At 71.4% G+C, this 16,567-nt stretch carries 13 protein-coding genes and 1 pseudogene; 6 read left to right on the top strand and 8 right to left on the bottom strand.

From position 1 onward, the window contains the following. Position 1: 1 nt before the first annotated feature. The 3 genes from OG349_RS04090 to OG349_RS04100 form a co-directional block, all read right to left on the bottom strand. Entirely contained in the window at positions 2–2,008 is a 2,007-nt protein-coding gene (locus OG349_RS04090) for a hypothetical protein (RefSeq protein ID WP_327233269.1), read from the bottom strand. Between the two features lie 219 nt (positions 2,009–2,227). Continuing rightward, a complete protein-coding gene (locus OG349_RS04095; protein WP_161309446.1) occupies positions 2,228–3,061 on the bottom strand; it encodes an undecaprenyl-diphosphate phosphatase in 834 nt (277 codons plus the stop codon). 173 nt (positions 3,062–3,234) lie between these two features. Continuing rightward, the gene (locus tag OG349_RS04100; protein ID WP_327233270.1) at positions 3,235–3,900 is read right to left on the bottom strand and encodes an NAD-dependent epimerase/dehydratase family protein; all 666 of its coding nucleotides are present in this window, start codon (positions 3,898–3,900) and stop codon (positions 3,235–3,237) included. Positions 3,901–4,105: 205 nt separating this feature from the next. Between OG349_RS04100 and OG349_RS04105 the strand changes: the two genes are divergently transcribed. Then, the gene (locus OG349_RS04105) at positions 4,106–5,056 is read left to right on the top strand and encodes an SDR family oxidoreductase (protein WP_327233271.1); all 951 of its coding nucleotides are present in this window, start codon (positions 4,106–4,108) and stop codon (positions 5,054–5,056) included. Positions 5,057–5,154: 98 nt separating this feature from the next. After that, entirely contained in the window at positions 5,155–6,108 is a 954-nt protein-coding gene (locus OG349_RS04110) for a TDT family transporter (protein WP_327233272.1), read from the top strand. A gap of 30 nt (positions 6,109–6,138) precedes the next feature. Here the strand turns inward: OG349_RS04110 and OG349_RS04115 are convergent, their stop codons facing one another. Beyond that, on the bottom strand, positions 6,139–6,762 hold the full coding sequence (locus OG349_RS04115) for an RraA family protein (protein ID WP_327233273.1): 624 nt from the start codon (positions 6,760–6,762) through the stop codon (positions 6,139–6,141). 112 nt (positions 6,763–6,874) lie between these two features. Between OG349_RS04115 and OG349_RS04120 the strand changes: the two genes are divergently transcribed. The 3 genes from OG349_RS04120 (at position 6,875) to OG349_RS04130 (ending at position 9,497) form a co-directional block, all read left to right on the top strand. Next, positions 6,875–7,267 (top strand): Imm7 family immunity protein, encoded by a 393-nt coding sequence (locus OG349_RS04120; RefSeq protein ID WP_327233274.1) that lies wholly within the window; start codon positions 6,875–6,877, stop codon positions 7,265–7,267. A gap of 126 nt (positions 7,268–7,393) precedes the next feature. Next, positions 7,394–7,933 (top strand): excalibur calcium-binding domain-containing protein, encoded by a 540-nt coding sequence (locus OG349_RS04125; RefSeq protein ID WP_327233275.1) that lies wholly within the window; start codon positions 7,394–7,396, stop codon positions 7,931–7,933. Between the two features lie 145 nt (positions 7,934–8,078). Then, complete coding sequence (locus OG349_RS04130; RefSeq protein ID WP_327233276.1) at positions 8,079–9,497, top strand: DEAD/DEAH box helicase; 1,419 nt, start codon at positions 8,079–8,081, stop codon at positions 9,495–9,497. Positions 9,498–9,566: 69 nt separating this feature from the next. On the opposite strand, the gene OG349_RS04135 is transcribed toward OG349_RS04130, so the two are convergent. The 3 genes and pseudogenes from OG349_RS04135 to OG349_RS04145 all read right to left on the bottom strand — a co-directional run. Then, the gene (locus OG349_RS04135) at positions 9,567–12,137 is read right to left on the bottom strand and encodes a PQQ-dependent sugar dehydrogenase (RefSeq protein ID WP_327233277.1); all 2,571 of its coding nucleotides are present in this window, start codon (positions 12,135–12,137) and stop codon (positions 9,567–9,569) included. Positions 12,138–12,199: 62 nt separating this feature from the next. After that, positions 12,200–13,903 (bottom strand): ThuA domain-containing protein, encoded by a 1,704-nt coding sequence (locus OG349_RS04140; RefSeq protein WP_327238437.1) that lies wholly within the window; start codon positions 13,901–13,903, stop codon positions 12,200–12,202. A 260-nt stretch (positions 13,904–14,163) separates the two neighbouring features. Next, positions 14,164–14,460, bottom strand: a pseudogene (locus OG349_RS04145) (ECF transporter S component); the annotation flags it as partial. A 174-nt stretch (positions 14,461–14,634) separates the two neighbouring features. Between OG349_RS04145 and OG349_RS04150 the strand changes: the two are divergent. Next, complete coding sequence (locus OG349_RS04150) at positions 14,635–14,925, top strand: ABC transporter substrate-binding protein (protein ID WP_327233278.1); 291 nt, start codon at positions 14,635–14,637, stop codon at positions 14,923–14,925. Here the strand turns inward: OG349_RS04150 and OG349_RS04155 are convergent. Then, positions 14,922–16,328 carry an FAD-dependent oxidoreductase gene (locus OG349_RS04155; protein WP_327233279.1) on the bottom strand — a complete coding sequence of 469 codons (1,407 nt, stop codon included), beginning with the start codon at positions 16,326–16,328 and terminating at the stop codon, positions 14,922–14,924. The genes OG349_RS04150 and OG349_RS04155 overlap by 4 nt on opposite strands. Positions 16,329–16,567: the final 239 nt, after the last annotated feature.

Raw genomic sequence — 16,567 nt, forward strand, 5'->3', positions numbered from 1 at the left:
ATCAGACCTCCCCCGTCGTCTGCGGATGGCGCCAATGCCGGTAGCGTTCGGCCTCGTTGAAGAGGGGCACGATGTCGTTCCTCCGGAGTTGGGACAGCTGGGTGAACCCCTCGGCGATCAGATGGGCCAGCCGCATCCCGGGGTCGGCGAGCGGATCGCTCCACACCCACCGGGCGACGACCAGGCCCTGGATCAGGGAGGCCGCGTCCACGGCCCGGGCCGGCCCGCGCCGGGAGCCCAGGGCGGCGAGCAGCTCCAGCGGGCCGCCCTCGTCCGGCAGGCGGTTGGGGGCCGAGGTGACCGTGTCGTACTCACTGATCCACTGAGCGGCGGGCACCGCCGTGAAGCGCCGCAGCAGCTGGTCCGCCACGTCGTCGACGCGCTGCACGGCGAGTTGGTGGTACATCTCCTGGACGGGCCGGCCCTCCGACCTGTAGTGCTCGGCGAGCAGCTCGTGGGCCATGTCCCAGTCGTCCGGGCGGCGGGCGAGCTCCCACAACAGCAGGCGCCGCAGCCAGGGATGGAGGGTGGGGACAAACGTGCCGGGGCCCGCCAGCAGCCAGCGTGCGCGCATCTCGCCGAACAACTCCTCGCCGTGGCCGAGGACTTGCGTACCCACCGAGAGGTCGCGGGCGGCGGCGCACTCGGCGAGCATGGCGCGCTCCACCGGGTCGATGCCGCGCAGCAGATGGCCGAGCGCGGTGTCGGCGAGGGTCGAACTGACCTCACCGGTACGGAGTTGGCGGTCGGGGAGCTTGCGCAGCCAGCGGTCCTGGTCGGGTCCGGACTCGGCCGGGGCGCCCGACTGGCGTAAGACGTCGAGGATCTGCTGCACCGCGCGCGGCAGACCACCGGTGAGCCGGTGCACGAACGGGGTGAGGCGGGTGTACTGCGCCAGCTCCGGGTGCCCGCCGAGCTGGAGTTCGATCCGGATGCGCACCTCGTCCAGGTTGAGGTCGCGCAGCCGCAGCGGATACCACCAGGTGTCCTCGCCGTCCCGGGTGGGCCGGTAGGTGTGCCAGTCGGCGAGGGAGGCGCGGTCGGGGCCGCGCAGCTGCCACGGCCAGGCGTCGCCGGTGGCCGGCCCCCAGCGGGGCAGCCAGCGGTTGGAGCTGGCGACGACCGTGAGCGGGTCGCAGTCCCCGCCCGTCACGACGGTGTCGTCGTGACGGGCCCGTACCAGCAGGTCGAGGAAGCGCCTGCCGTACGGGGCGTGGGTGTTGTCCAGCAGGAGCAGGTGCGAGCGGGGCATGAAGTTGCGCGCGGTGTTGCGGCGCAGGTCTTCGAGGAACGCGGAGAACAGCACCCGGTCCAGCCGTTCCTGCTGCTGTTCGTCACCGTCGTGGCGCCACAGGTTGAGCTCGACGAGCGCCTCCCAGCGGTCGCCGCTGCGGATCAGGGGATGCGCGCCGAACCAGTGCGCCCCGGCGGTGAGCCGTCCCATGAGGCCGCGGACGGGCAGCCGCCGGCCACGCCGCAGGGCGTCCTGGAACACCGCGAGAGCGACGGACGAGGCGCCTTCCGGGACGCCGATGGCGCCCATGCCGACCTCGAAGAACGCCGCGAGGTAGTCGCCGTGCCTGGCTTCGTTGGCCTGCTGGAAGTGGTCGAGCTGGCGCTGCACCGCCCGGCGGCCCTGCGCCATGCTGTGGCCCTGGGCCATGCCGCGGATGTTCAGCTCCTCGTCCGAGGCGAGCAGCCCGAGGCTGAGGAGGGGGAAGCGGGAGCGGCCGTACCGGGGCAGCTTGCGCTCCAGCTGGCGGGCGAGCAGGGCGAGGGCGTAGCGCGGCAGCAGCGACTGCGTACCGCCGAAGTTGACGTACGCGAAGGGGTGGTCGGGGCCGAAGTGCTCCATCAGGGCGCTGTGGGCCTCGCTGGCGCCGCTGCCGCGCGGGCCGAGCAGCATCGTGACCGGGCGGTCGGCGGTGGGCGGCTGTTTCAGGCACTCGTCGACGAGCGACACGATGCCGCTGCGGCCGCGCAGGCCCAGACCGCTCCCGGACTCCATGACGGATCCCCCCTCCGCGGCCCGCCGTGCGCCCCCGTGACGGTCGGACGTCCCGCGACTGCCCACGGTAGGCGGGACATACCCGTCGCGTCACGTGTGTTGCTGTTTCCTCAGCAGTAGGGGGCGCGGGAAGGGAGCACCGGGGGGGGCGCGCGGGAAGGGACCGTGGCGCTTCGGCCGTCCCGCCGGGCCGTCGTGTCCTCAGCCGCCGTCGTGTCCTCAGCTCAGGACGCCGGTGCCCAGCAGGCCGAGGAGCAGCACACCGATGATGATCCGGTAGATCACGAAGGCGTTGAAGGAGTGCTTGGCGACAAACTTGAGGAGCCAGGAGATGGAGGCGTACGCGACGACGAAGGAGACGAGGGTCCCGGCTACCAGGGGGGCGGCGCCGACCCCCGCGCCGAGCGCGTCCTTCAGCTCGTAGAGGCCGGCGCCGGTGAGGGCCGGGATGCCGAGGAAGAACGACAGGCGGGTGGCGGCGACGCGGTCGAGGTCGAGGAGGAGCGCGGTGGACATCGTGGCGCCGGACCGCGAGAAGCCGGGGAAGAGCAGGGCCAGGATCTGTGAACTGCCCACCAGCATCGCGTCCTTGAACGAGGTGTCGTCCTCGCCGCGCTTGTGCCGGCTCATCTGGTCGGCCACCCACATCACACCGCTGCCGACGATCAGGGAGGCGGCCACCACCCACAGCGACGCCAGCGGGCCCTGGATCAGTGGTTTGGCGGCCAGTCCGACCAGCACGATCGGGATCGTGGCGTAGATGACCCACCAGGCGAACTTGTAGTCGTGGTGGTAGCGCTCCTCGGGCTCCCGGAGGCCGGTGACCCAGGCGGTGAGGATCCTGACGATGTCCTTGTAGAAGTAGACGAGCACGGCGGCGATGGCGCCGACCTGGATGACGGCGGAGAAGCCGATGACGGCGTGGTGGTCGACCGGGATGCCCATCAGGCCCTCGGCGATCTTCAGGTGGCCGGTGGAGGAGACCGGGAGGAACTCGGTCACCCCTTCGACGGCGCCGAGGATGACGGCCTGGCCGACGCTGATCACGCTCATCGGATCTCTTTCCGGAGGGTTCGAGGGGGACGGCGGCAAAGACACGGGCGCCGACCGCCCGCGGGTCCGCCTGCCTGCGGGTCCGCCCGCCTGTACGTCTACTGCACTGTAGACGATGTCGGCGGCCGCGACGCTCCCGGCCGTCCGGCAGCGTGTCCCCGTGCCTCCCGGGGTCAGGCGCCCAGCCGGTTGATCTCCGGGCTGTACAGCACGTGCGGCTCGGCTCCCCGCAGGGCGACCACGGCGAGCATGGCCCGGCCCAGGTGTTCCGTCGTGGTCACGTGCGCGGGCATCAGGCGGCGCAGCAGCGGATAGAGCCAGGAGGTCAGGTCGTACATCAGCCGGTAGACGGCCGTCCTGGACCTCGCCCCGTCGCGGGGCCGGATGTAGCCGGGCCGGAACATGTAGGCCGGGAAGTCCATGGCCAGCAGTTCGTTCTCGGTACGGCCCTTGACCCGCGCCCACGCCCTCCGGCCGCGCTCGGTGCTGTCGGTGCCCTCGCCGGAGACGTACGTGAAGGTCAGACCGGGGCTGCGGCGCGCCAGTGCCCGGGCGGCGGCGAGTGTGTAGTCGTAGGTGATACGGCGGTACTCGTCCTCGCTCCGGCCGGACGAGGAGACGCCGAGGCAGTAGAAGCACGCGTCGAGGCCCGAGAGCTCGTCCTCGATCGCGGTGAAGTCGGTGAAGTCCTCGTGGACGATCTCGCGGACCTTGGGAGGGTGGCCGCCGGTTCTCGTACGGCCCACCAGGACCACGCTCTCGACCCGCTCGTCCAGCACACATGCGCGCAGGACACCCTGCCCGACCATGCCGGAAGCCCCGAAGATGATGACCTTCACGTTCGACCGCCCTCGTGTGACGCGGCGCGGACCCGTGCGAGTCCTCACGCCGGCTCAACCGTCCGGTTGGGCAGGGGCAGCGTAGCCATGACGAATGGATCGGACGCCACGCCGTCGTCGTGTCGGTGGGCCGCCCGACCCGCCCGCCCAGGGCACTCTGGGGACTCGTCCCTCCACGCCCGCACCGTCCCACCAGGAGTCCCCGATGAGCAAGGCCCTCCCTCTCGAACCGGCCCCCGATCTGCGAGGCCGCCTGGCCCTGGTCACCGGGGCCAACAGCGGCATCGGGTCCGGTGTCGCCCGCCGCTTCGCGCAGGCGGGCGCCGAGGTCGTCCTGGCCGTACGGAACGCCGCCAAAGGGCGGGAGGCCGCTCAGCGCTTCGGCGACCCGCCGCCCGGCGGCGGCCCGGTGCGCGTGGAGCAGGTGGACCTGGCCTCTCTCGCCTCGGTCAGGGATCTGTGCGCCAGACTGAACGCCGAAGGCCGGCCGCTGCACTACCTGGTGAACAACGCCGGGATCCTCGCCCCGCCGCAGCGCTCACTCTCCCCCGACGGCTTCGAGCTCCAGCTCGCCACCAACCACCTGGGCCATTTCGCCCTGACGGGACTGCTCCTGCCCCTGCTGCGGCAGGCCGGCGGACGGGTGGTGAGCGTGGCCAGCCTCACGGCCCGTACCGCTCGCCTCTCCCCCGGGGACCTCCGGGGCGGGAGGTACCGCCCGTACGCCGCCCATGGCACGTCCAAGCTCGCCCAGCTCGTCTTCGCCCTCGAACTGGACCGGCGCGGCCGGCTGCACGGGTGGGGCATCAGCAGCAACGCCGCCCACCCCGGTGGGGTGGTCACCAACCTCCAGGTGACGGGACCGACCCTCGGCGGCCACCGCGCGGGGCCCGTGGCCCGGCTCTCCACCCGGATCTACCGGCTGCCCGGGCTGGGGAACGACGTGGCGCGGGCGTCCCTGCTCCCGTTCTTCGCCGCGACGGCGGGGCGGGCGGAGGGCGGCGCCTACTACGGGCCCGCGGGCTTCGCGGAACTCGCCGGGCCGCCCGGCCGGGCGAAGGTCCCCGCCCGGGCCCGGGACACGCGGACGGCCGCGGGACTGTGGACGGCCTCGGAGGCGCTGACGGGGGTCGCGTTTCCCGACTCGGAGGACTGACCGGCCGTACCCGTACCCGTACTGACCGTCTGTTCATTTATCACGACCACCCCGGTGGAACGACACCGACGCGACTGTCATCTGCGGAGGAGCACGCCATGGCCGCCCAACGGATCCCGCTCAACCTCTTCGGCACACCCTTCGGCCTGGTGGGCCTGGCCGGCTGCTGGGTGACCGCAGGCGCGCAGGGCCACGTGTCCGACTCGGTCGGGGACGCCCTGCTGGCGCTGACCGCCGTGGTCTGGCTGGCCACCGTGGTGTTCTACCTGCGGTACGTCCTGACCACACGCGGCGCCTTCGTGGCGGACCTGCTGGACGAGGTGGGGAGCCCGTTCGCCTCCCTCGCGCTCATCACCCCGATGCTGCTCGCGTCCGAGGGCATCGCCCCGCACGCCCCGACCGCCGGGAAGGTCCTGGTGGACGTCTTCCTCGTCCTCACCGTGCTGGCCGGTGGCTGGTACACCGGCCAGTGGATCTACGGTCCGCTCGCGCTCGACCGACTGCACCCCGGGTACTTCCTGCCCACCGTCGCCGGCGGATTCGTCGCGGCGACCAGTGCCGCGCAGGTCGGTCAGGAGCGGCTGGCCCAGGCGATGTTCGGTCTCGGCATCGCCTGCTGGTTCATCCTCGGGTCGATGATCATGGGGAGGCTGTTCGTCCGCCCGTCGCTGCCACCCCTGCTCATGCCGACCCTGGCGATCGAGATGGCGCCCCCGACGGTGGGGAGCGTCGCCTACTTCGCCCTCGACGGGAACCGCCTGGACATCGTCGCGGCGGGCCTGGCGGGGTACGGGCTGGTGATGGTGGGGGCGCAGCTCAGGCTGCTGCCCGCTTATCTGCGCCTCAGCTTCGCCCCCAGCACCTGGTCGTTCGCCTTCTCCTGGGCCGCCGTGGTCACCACCACGCTGCACTGGAACGAGTTGGGGCGGCCGGACGGGCACACCGTCTACACGTACCTGCTGCTGGCCGCGATCACGGCGTTCGTGGGCGGTATCGCCGCGAGGACGGTGCTCGCGCTCGTACGGCGCCAACTGCTGCCGCGGGCCGGCTGACTTCGGGGCGCCACGGGCTTTCCGCCCCGGTCAGCCCTCGAAGCCGTTGTCCGCCAGGATTTGGTCGATCCGGGCGCGGTGCGCCGCCTCCCACTCGTCGGGGGATTCGCCGGCCTCCTTGGCCAACTTCGCGCGGGCGTCGAGCAGTACGGGCTCCTGGCGGGCGTGGGGAACCACCACGATGCCCTCTTCGTCGGCCACGACGACATCGCCGGACCGTACGTCCACGCCGCCGCAGCGCACCGGCTGGTCGAGCGACCCGATCGCCGCCTTGACTCCGGGAATGGGGATGACGCCCCGGGCGAAGACGGGAAAGCCCATCTCCCGCACCTCGGCGAGGTCACGGACGACCCCGTCCACCACAAACGCCGCGATGCCCCGCCGTTGGGCGACGGCACAGACGTTTCCCCCGGCGACCGCGTAGTCCACGTCACCGGCCTGGACGACGATGACGGAGCCGGGCTCCGCGCGGTAGATGGCGGCGTGGAGCATGAGGTTGTCGCCCGGAGGACACCGCACGGTGAACGCCGGCCCGGCCACGCGGGGCGACGAGGGCCACAGCGGGCGGATACCGATGTCCATGACCTGCTCACGCCCCAGTACGTCGGCGAGAGTGGTCGGCGGGATGCTCCGGAATCCGTTGACGTCGTCCATGGCTCTTCCTTCGTCCGGGCGGCCCTCCCGGGCGGAGGGGGCGTGGTGCGCGGCGGCCGAGACTACCGAAGCGCCGGCGCGGCGACGCATGCGATCTCACTAGGATCGCGGCATGTTCGAGTGCCACGGCTGGATCACGGTCAGGGAGTCCGCAGGTGAGGACGACGAAATCCGGCTGCGGCAGATCGTCGATGAGCTTCGGCTTCGCATCGCCCGGATGGCCGGCCCCTACCTCCTTGACCTCAGGTGGATGAACGGCGAGCCGTTCGTCCACCTGGGAGGCCATTCCAATCACCGCTCGCCGCCCGATGTCGCCGGGCTGTTCGCGCATGTGGCGGCGGTGTCTCCCGGCTCCTACGGGCTCCTCCACATCCGCGACGACGAGGACCCGGACCACGGGAACGAGGTACGGGTGCTCAGGCTCGCCCGGGGCAGGGTCACGCATCACACGGAGGCACTGCTGTCTCCGTGCGTCCCGGCCCTGGAGGACCCCTTCATCGGCTAGAAGCGGCCCCGAGCGGCCGCCCCGCACTTTTTCATCACAACTCGGCCACCAATAAGACGCATTGCTCACATCGGCTCAATCCTCGCCGCTACGGTCATGCCTCCACGAAGTACCCCTGGGGGACACATGTCGTACAACCAACCACCGCAACCGCCGCAATGGGGGCAGCCGCCCGCCGGCCCGAACCCCTACACACCTCCGCCCGTGCCGGGTGGTCGGCCGGGGTGGGCGCGGAAGCGGGTGCTCCTCCCGGCCGCTTTTCTGCTCTTCTGTCTCGGTATCGGCATCGGTGGGGCCGGTGGCGGTGCGGAGAAGACCGAGGGGGTGGCCGCGTCGGAGCCCGGGCCCACGGCGACCGCGACCGTGACGGCCACACGGACGGAATCGGTGGCGCCCACCGCCACGCCCGAGCCCGCCGTGACCACCACGGTGACCGCGAAGGCGAAGCCGGCTCCGACCGTCACCAAAACGAAGACGGTACGGGTCACGGTGGCGCCGGCCGCGGGCGGTGGTGGCGGTGACGATTCCGGCGGGGACGACAGCTCCTCGACGTACTACGCGAACTGCACCGCGGTCCGCGCCGCCGGGGCCGCCCCCATCCGTCGTGGCGACCCCGGCTACGGGTCCCACCTGGACCGCGACGGTGATGGAGTCGCCTGCGAGTAGGCGGGGAGGAGGGGCAGCCTGCAGCCCGGCCGGAACGGGGGCGTGCGCTGGTAAAATGGCGGCACGCTTCGACGTCGCCGGGGCCCGTACCTCACGCGGTACGGGCCCCGGGGCGTTCCGGGCGTCAGACCGAGGAAGGTTCCCCATGAACGCGAAGCCGTCAGCCTCCGGGCGCTCCGGTGCCGGCAGGACCGAGCGTGCCGCCGCGCCGCGGGGCGAGCTGTCCGTACCGGAGACCGTGGTCCCCGGCCTGCCGCCGGCCCGGTCCTTCGCCGAGCTGGATCTGCCTGCCGAGCTGCTGGCGACGATGGCCGGGCTCCAGGTGCGGGAGCCGTTCCCCATCCAGGCGGCCACGCTGCCCGACGCCCTGGCCGGCCGTGACGTCCTCGGCCGCGCGCGGACCGGCTCGGGCAAGACGCTCGCCTTCGGGCTCGCGCTACTCGCCCGTACGGGCGGGCGGCGCGCCGAACCGAAGCGGCCCCTCGGGCTGGTCCTCGTACCGACCCGGGAACTCGCCCAGCAGGTGAGCGACGCGCTGGCGCCGTACGCGAAGGTGCTCGGACTCCGGCTCACGACCGTGGTCGGCGGTCTGTCGATCTCGCGGCAGGCGGCGGAGATCAAGGCCGGCGCCGAGATCGTGGTCGCGACCCCCGGACGCCTCGCCGACCTGGTCGGACGGCGGGACTGCCACCTGGACCGGGTACGGATCACGGTCCTGGACGAGGCGGACCAGATGTGCGACCTCGGCTTCCTGCCGCAGGTGTCGGAGGTCCTGGACCAGGTGCGGCCCGGGGGACAGCGGATGCTGTTCTCGGCGACGCTCGACCGCAATGTCGACCACTTGGTACGGCAGTACCTGCACGACCCGGTGTTCGCCTCGGTCGACCGCGCGGCGGCCTCGGTCACCACGATGGAACACCACGTACTGAACGTTCATCCGGCTGACAAGTACGCCACCGCCACCGAGATCGCGGCCCGCGACGGGCGGGTGCTGATGTTCCTGGACACCAAGGTCGGTGTGGACCAGTTCACCCGGCACCTGCGGGACAGCGGCATCCGGGCCGCCGCCCTGCACAGCGGCAAGTCGCAGCCGCAACGCACGCACACGCTGGCCCAGTTCAAGGACGGGGAGGTCACGGTGCTGGTGGCCACCAACGTCGCCGCCCGTGGCATCCACATCGATCACCTCGACCTGGTCGTCAACGTCGACCCGCCCGCCGACTCCAAGGACTACCTGCACCGGGGCGGGCGCACGGCGCGTGCGGGCGAGTCGGGCCGGGTGGTCACCCTGGTCACCCCCGGCCAGCGGCGCGACGTGAACAAGATGATGTCGGACGCCGGGATCCGGCCGACGACCACTCAGGTCCGGTCCGGCGAGGAGCAGTTGACCAGCATCACCGGGGCCAAGCGGCCTCCGGTGGGCGACAAGGGCAAGACCGGCAGCATTCCCTTCCGGGGCATGGGCAACCGTACGGGCCGTCCTCCGAAGGAATCCCGCAAGGCCGCCGACGCCCGGAAGACCGCGGAGGCGCGGCGGGCCGCGCAGGTGCGCAAGGCGCGCTGACCGCCGGCCGTGGATCCCCCGGCGCTGGGCCGCCCCCCACGTGGAAGCGGCCCAGCGCGAAGCGAGCCGTCAGTCCGAGCGTGCCGTCGGCGGGCGGCTCACCCCCGGGCCCGTGAACGTGTAGCTGTCCAGGTCCAGGATGGCCCCCGAGCCTCCGGTGAAGACCACATAGATGTCCCGAGGGGCGTCCACAGCTCCGGTGATCGGTGCGCTGACCTCGGTGTACGTCTCCCAGCCCCCCGTGTTCGGCACGGTCACCCGCGCGAGCACCGGGCCGGTGACGGAGTCGTACCGGAAGGTGGCGACGTTGCCCGCCTTGTCCGACGAGACGCGCGCCCGGACTCCGGTGATGCCCCTGAGGCTCACCGGGTGGTAGCGGACCCATTCGTTGTTCTGTACGTCTCCGAGGCGCTGGCCGCCCTCCGCCCCGGCGGCGGTGATGATCTGCGGTCCTGACAGCTGGGCGAAGTGCTCGGCCTGCCACCGCTTGGGCCACAGGGTCTGCTGGCGTTCCCCGGTCAGCGCGACCGTACCCGGGGCGCCCTGGTCGGTGTAGGTCGCGCGCACCACGTAGAACTGGGTGGCGTCGAGCCCGGAGTGGATCGGGCCCGTGTTGAACGTCATCGAGCAGCCCGTGCCCTCCGCGACCTCGTGGGCGTGCTCCTGGTGGCCGAGCGCGACCCGGACGATCACCTTCGAGCAGTCGACGGTCCCGTCCTGCGGGTCCGTCGCGGAGGCCGTCACGGTGACGTTCTCGTTCCACTCGAAGGTGGCGCCGTCCGGTGGGGCGCCGATGGTGAGGGTGGGACGGTTGTTGCCGACCACCACCGGAATGGTCGTGGTGCCGCTGCGCCCGGTGCCGTCGCTGACGGTCAGCCTGGCCTGGAAACTGCCGTTGGCGGTGTACGTGAACGACGGGTTGGCCGCCGTGGAGTCGGTGCTGCCGTTGTTGGTGAAGTCCCAGGCGTAGGTGAGCGGATTGCCGTCCGGATCGCTGCTGCCCGCGCTGGAGAACGTCACGGCCAGCGGGGCGAGGCCGTTGTCCCTGTTCACGGACGCCTTGGCCAGGGGTGACCGGCCGCCCTGCACGTAATTGATCTTGTAGAGCCCCGCGTCCTCCGCGCCCGAGAAGTAGCCGCTGCCGTATTCGAGCAGGTAGAGCGAGCCGTCGGGGCCGAACTCGGAGTCGATGGGGTGGACGAACCGCATGCCGTCGAGGACCGGTTCGATGGCGGTGGGGGTGCCGGTGGAGGGGTTGCCGTTGTTGAACTGCACTTCCTTGATCCAGTTCCGGCAGTACTCGGAGATCAGCAGCTTGTTGTCGTAGTACTGGGGCCACTTGACGTCGGAGTTCAGGTTCGGGTCGTAGTGGTAGACCTCGGTGTGGTTGGGCGAGCCGCAGCCTCCCGGGGTGTCGAGCTGGGGCCATTCCTTGCTGCCGCCGTGCTGCTCCCACACGAGCGAGGGCTTGGTCGCCGGAAGCTGCTGAAGGCCCGTGTTCCGGGGGGAGTTGTTGACGGGTCCCGCCGAACCGCCGCAGGGGAACCAGCCGCGCGGGGCGTTGGCGGCGAAGTCCCAGTCGTTGTAACTGACGTTGGGGCCGCCGCAGTACGGCCAGCCGTAGTTGCCGGGGCCGGTCGCGCGGTTGAACTCGTCGTACGCGGCGGGGCCCCGGTTGGGGATCGTCGCCCCGGCGTCGGGGCCGACCTCGCCCCAGTACAGGGTGTTGTTGGCCTTCTTGTCGACCCAGACGCGGTACGGGTTGCGCACGCCCATGACGTAGACCTCGGGACGCGTACCGGCGGCTCCCTTCGCGAAGAGGTTGCCGTCGGGGACGGTGTACGTCCCGTTGTCCTCCGGATGGATCCGGTTGATCTTCCCGCGCAGGTCGTTGGTGTTGCCCGAGGTGCGCTGCGCGTCGTACTGGGGGTTGCGCGAGGTGCGTTCGTCGATGGGGGCCATGCCCGCCGCGTCGCCGCCGGAGTTGGTGTTGTCACCGACCGCGAAGTACAGGTTCCCCGCGGTGTCCCAGGACATGGATCCCGCGGAGTGGCAGCACAGCTCGCGCTCGGTCCGCCATTCGATGATCATGTCCTCGCTGGCCGGGGCGATCGTGTTGGTGGTGCTGTTGAAGGTGAAGCGGGAGATGCGGTTGACCAGCGGGGTGACCTTCGGGGAGTAGAACAGCATGACCCAGCCGGTGGTGGCGAATCTCGGGTGCAGGGTGATGCCGATGAGCCCGTCCTCGAACCGGGCGTCGAGCGGGAGGGTCAGCGCGACCGTGGTCGCCTTGGTGACCGGGTTGTAGACGCGGACCTGGCCACCGCCGTCGGTGGTGCCGCGGTTGATGTAGAGGACCTTGCCGTCCGGCAGGACGGCCAGCTCGATCGGCTCCCCCATCGGGAGTCCGCCGTCGAGCTTCACCTTCTCGAACCCACTGGCCGGCGGGGGCGCGGCGGCGGCCTTGGGTTCAACGGCCGCCTTGAGTACGGCAGCTGACTGGAGTGCGGGGGTCGCCTGGGGTGCGGCGGTCACTTGGGGTACGGCTGTCGCCTGGGGTACGGCTGTCGCCTGGGGCGCGAGCAGCAGGGCGGACACGGTCAGGAGCGCGGCGAGCAAGGAACGAGTGCGCGATAACACGGCACCTCCATGGGCCGATCGCGGGTGGGATGGTGCGGTTCCGGGCGGCGAACGCGCTCCGGTCAGCGTCCGAGCACGGCCAACTCCCAGAGGGAGTAGCCCCATTGGGTCGCCCGGGCGGTGCCCTGGACCCGTACGTACCGGGCGGTGGCGCCTACAGGAATCGTGTCGAGCCCGCCGTCGCCCGCCGTGGTGGTGGAGACGGTGCGCCATGTCGTGTTGTCCGCCGAGATCTGGACCGTGTACGCCCTGGCGTAGGCGGTCTCCCAGGTGAGCCGGACCTGGTCGACGGTACGGACGGACCCGAGGTCCACCGTGATCGACTGCGGGTCCGTGTAGGCGCTGCCCCAGCGGGTGGCGGGGTCGCCGTCCACGGCGTTGGCCCCCACATGTGCGCTGCCCGGCTCGACGCTGGTGACCGTGACCGGCCGGCCGCGCGCCAGGTCGGTGCTCTGGGCGCCGTCCTGCCTGATCCTGATGTCGCGGTAGTTGATGTCCATCCCGGCGCCGTCGTTCTGCACGCCGATGTACCCGGTCGCGATGTCCCGGGTGCTGGTGTAGTCGTTGATCTTCACGCCGTTGAGGTAGATCTCGACCCGCCGGTCGTGCACGGCGATCTCGTAACTGTTCCACGTCCCGGGCGGGTTGAGCGCGGCGGCGCGGGCCGCCGTGTCCGGGGCCTTGAGGCTGTAGACACTGCCGGTGGTACGGGAGGGGTCCGCGTCGGTCGCGTCGATCTGGATCTCGTGGCCGAGGTCGACCGGCCGCCACGGATCGCCCTGCGGGTCGGGGAAGCCGATGAACACGCCGCCGTTGTCGTCACCCGGCATCATCCAGTCGACCTTGACCGAGTAGTCGCTGAACGGGGTGACGGGGTACCAGAGCAGCCCCATGCCGCCGACGGAGGTGAGGGTGCCGTCGGCGAGCGAGAATCCACCGGGGCCTGCCTGGCGCCACCGGTCCAGGCTGCTCTGCGTCCCGTCGAAGAGCCGCGTGTACCCGTTCTCCGGGCGGCAGTCGGCGGGGGTCGCGCCGGCGGCGGTCCGGATGCCGCCGAGCAGCATGGTGGTGAAGGCGGGGTCGCCGTACGACTCCTCGGTATGGCCGAGACCCGTGTACCAGGACCGGCCGCCCCGGTAGTTCTGGCACCAAGTGATCGGATGATCTCCCATGCTGCCGCCCGTGTACGAGGTCTCGTCCAGGCTCGCGAGCACCTTCACGGCGGAGCGGGGATTCGCGCGGTAGTTGTACCACTCGTCGGTCCGCGTCCAGCGCTGCGGCAGGTGGGCGGTGGAGGGCGAGGAGCGGTCCTCGACCTTGACCGCCGCCTGCTGGGTCGCCGGGTGGGAGGCGAAGTAGGCGCCCACCAGGCCGCCGTACCAGGGCCAGTCGTATTCGGTGTCGGCGGCGGCGTGCACGCCGACATAGCCGCCGCCGGAGGCGATGTACGACTCGAACGCCGTCTGCTGGGCGGCGTTCAGTACGTCTCCGGTGGTCGACAGCCACACAACGGCCTGGTAGCGGGCCAGGTTGGCGGTGGTGAACGCGGCGGCGTCCTCGGTGGCGGTGACGGAGAACCCGTTGGCCGTACCGAGCTGCCGTACGGCGGCGATGCCAGCCGCGATGGCAGAGTGCCGGAAGCCGGCGGTCTTGGAGAAGACAAGGACGCTGGTCAGCGGGGCGGCGGGCGCGGCGGAAGTGACAGGGGCGCCACGGGAGACCGACGCGGGGAGGGCGGCGGAGGACGGGGTGGTCCGGGTCGCCAGGGACGCCTGGGCCGCCTGGGGTAGGACGGCGACGGCCAGGACAAGCGGAAGAAGCACGGTCACGACGCGGGACAGAAGGCGCACAGTTCAGTCCTCTCTCGGTGCGCCCTGGGGCGCCGGCGGAGGTACGAGTACGTGGCCTCACGAGTGAACATCGGAGGTTTGGGAGGGTCAAGGGGCGGCGTCGAACTATCGCAACTTTGTTGCGTCCATGCCAAGATCGGAAGACGACCACGTCACGGCGACACGCGCGTCGATGCTCACCCGGCCGGATCCGCGCCGCTGTTGTCGTCCGTGGCCGGCGGCCGCGGGAAGCGGACCGGGGCCTGGAAGCGGGCGCGGCGGGCGGCGCGGCGGAACGTGGTCAGGACCGCCAGGCCCGCCAGGGTGACGCACAGGAAGTTGGTCACCGCGCGCCCCGTGTCCCAGCCCAGGGACGTGGCGAGGTCGAAGGCGAGGTAGCGGTGCCACTGCTCGGTGAAGGGCAGGCCGGGCAGGTACGCGAGAGAGCTGTCCGGGTCGAGGGAGAAGGGCCAGAAGGAGAGGTTGAGGAGGAACTGCGCCGCCGTCCGGAGCGCGTGTCCCGGCTGACGGCCGGCCGCGCCCGTCCCCGGGTGGTGGCGACCGAGTGGCTCGGCCCGCTGTGGCCCGCCGGGCACTGGGTCCCCGAACAGATCGCCGTCGCCGGAGGTGAGGCACTTCTCGCCGCGCCGGGCGAGCACACGGAACCGATGACGTGGGACGCCGTACGCGCGGCGCGCCCCGACGTCGTCCTGGTCCTGCCGTGCGGGTTTCCGCCCGAACGCGCCCTGCGCGAGGCGGAGTTGCTGACCGCGCTGCCCGGCTGGGCGGACCTGCCCGCCGTGCGGGCGGACCGGGTGTGGGTCCTGGACGGACCCGCGTACTTCAACCGGCCCGGTCCGCGAGTGGTACGGGGTGCGGAAGTCCTGGCCCATGTCCTGCACGGAGTACAGGCCGGCGAGGCGGTGACGGAGGCCGAGGCCCGGCCGCTGCCTGGCTAGGGGGTGGCTCCGCCGGTGAGCGCGGTCTGGTTGGCCGCCACCGCGCGTTCCAGCAGCAGGGGGTCCGCCAGGGTGAGGGGGTGGCGGAGCATGAAGGAGACGTTGTTGAACGCCTTGGCGATGCTGCCGTCGACCACCGTGGCGCCGATCACCTGCTGGAGGGCCCAGCGCTGTTGCCGTACCTCCTCCGGGACCTCGACGCCGTTCTCCGTGTCAAGACGTACCGCGTCACCTCCGGCGGACACGGCCCACGCGGCGTCCACGACCACTTCCTGCAATTGGAAGAACTCCCCTGCCTGCCGGTCGAGTTGAGGGTCGCCCTGGAGGAATTCGGACAGGCAGGAGGCGTGAAGGGCGGCGGAGGACATGCCCTGCCCGTAGACGGGGTTGAAGGACGCGACAGCGTCGCCCACGCTCACCAAGCGGGCCGGGAAGCGGCCCAGACCCGTGAAACCGCGCCGCCGGCTGTCGGCCTGACGGTACGTCACCACCTCGCGCGCCGAAGCACCGCGCGCGGCCTCCCGGTAGATCGGGGGCAGTTCCTCGCACACCGCGCGGAAGTCCTCGACCGAAGCGCCCGGCCGGTCCTCCCCGAAGCCGACCAGCAGGGCCAGCCACTTGTCGTCCTCGATGGCGTTCACGGCGGCCACGCCTGTCCCGCCGGCCGGGTACGGCGGTGAGTACACCACCAACGAGCAGGCCACCGGCAGGTCTTCGGCCTGCGTGGAGCGCTCGAAGAGCGCGGAGGCGTAGTTGATCCCGGAGGGCAGCCGCTCCAGGCGCGGCTTGTCGTAACCGTCGCTGTGGACCCACTCCGACAACCTGCTGGAACGGCCCATCGCGTCCACGACGAAGTCCGTCTCCAGTACCTCTTCCCCGTGGCCCGTGGTGTGGCGGACGGCGCTGACGGCGTCGTTCCGGTACAACAGGCCGGTCGCCCGGCTCCGTACGGTCGAGACGTTGGAAAGCGCCAGGACCCTGGCGCGCAAGCGGGATTCGAGGAAGGGACGGCTCGCCCCGAGCAGCGCGTGCGCCCCGCCCGGGGCCTGCGGATGACCGTCGAAGCAGGTGAGGGCCTGTTCCGGGGAGGCGAGGACCGCGCCCAGGTCCTGTGCCTCCTGGGTGAATCCGGGGAGCCACCGCTCGATCCACAGCCGCCCGGCCGGCAGCAGCGAGTGCACCTGCTGGTCCTGGGGCACCCCCGCACGCGACCGGCCCTCCGTGCCGACCTCGTCCCGTTCGACGATGACAACCCGGCGCGCGTGATCGGCGAGCACCCGGGCCGCCAGCAGCCCCGCGATGCTGCCGCCGAGCACACAGGCCGTGTCGAGGGTCGGACGCGTGGCCGTGGAAGGCCCCGCGTCGACCAGTCGCTCGAACACGGATATGGGCGATTCGGTCATCAACGACTCTTTCCCTGGGCCCGGTTGCCAAGACGGATCGGGTCCGTCCTCCGACGCTCGTGGAGCGTAGCCACGCGATGGTGGTGAAACCAAAGCTCCGGGACGGCCCGGCGTGGCGCCTTCACCCCGGCTTCCGCACCGGGCCCCCGGCTGTTGTCGCCCCGGCCTCCGTACACGGCTGGAATGACGTCGCCCCCTCCCGGCCGGCGTGCGCGGACACGCCCTGGGGCCGGGCCGTG

The sequence above is a fragment of the Streptomyces sp. NBC_01317 genome (assembly GCF_035961655.1).
GTDB lineage: Bacteria > Actinomycetota > Actinomycetes > Streptomycetales > Streptomycetaceae > Streptomyces.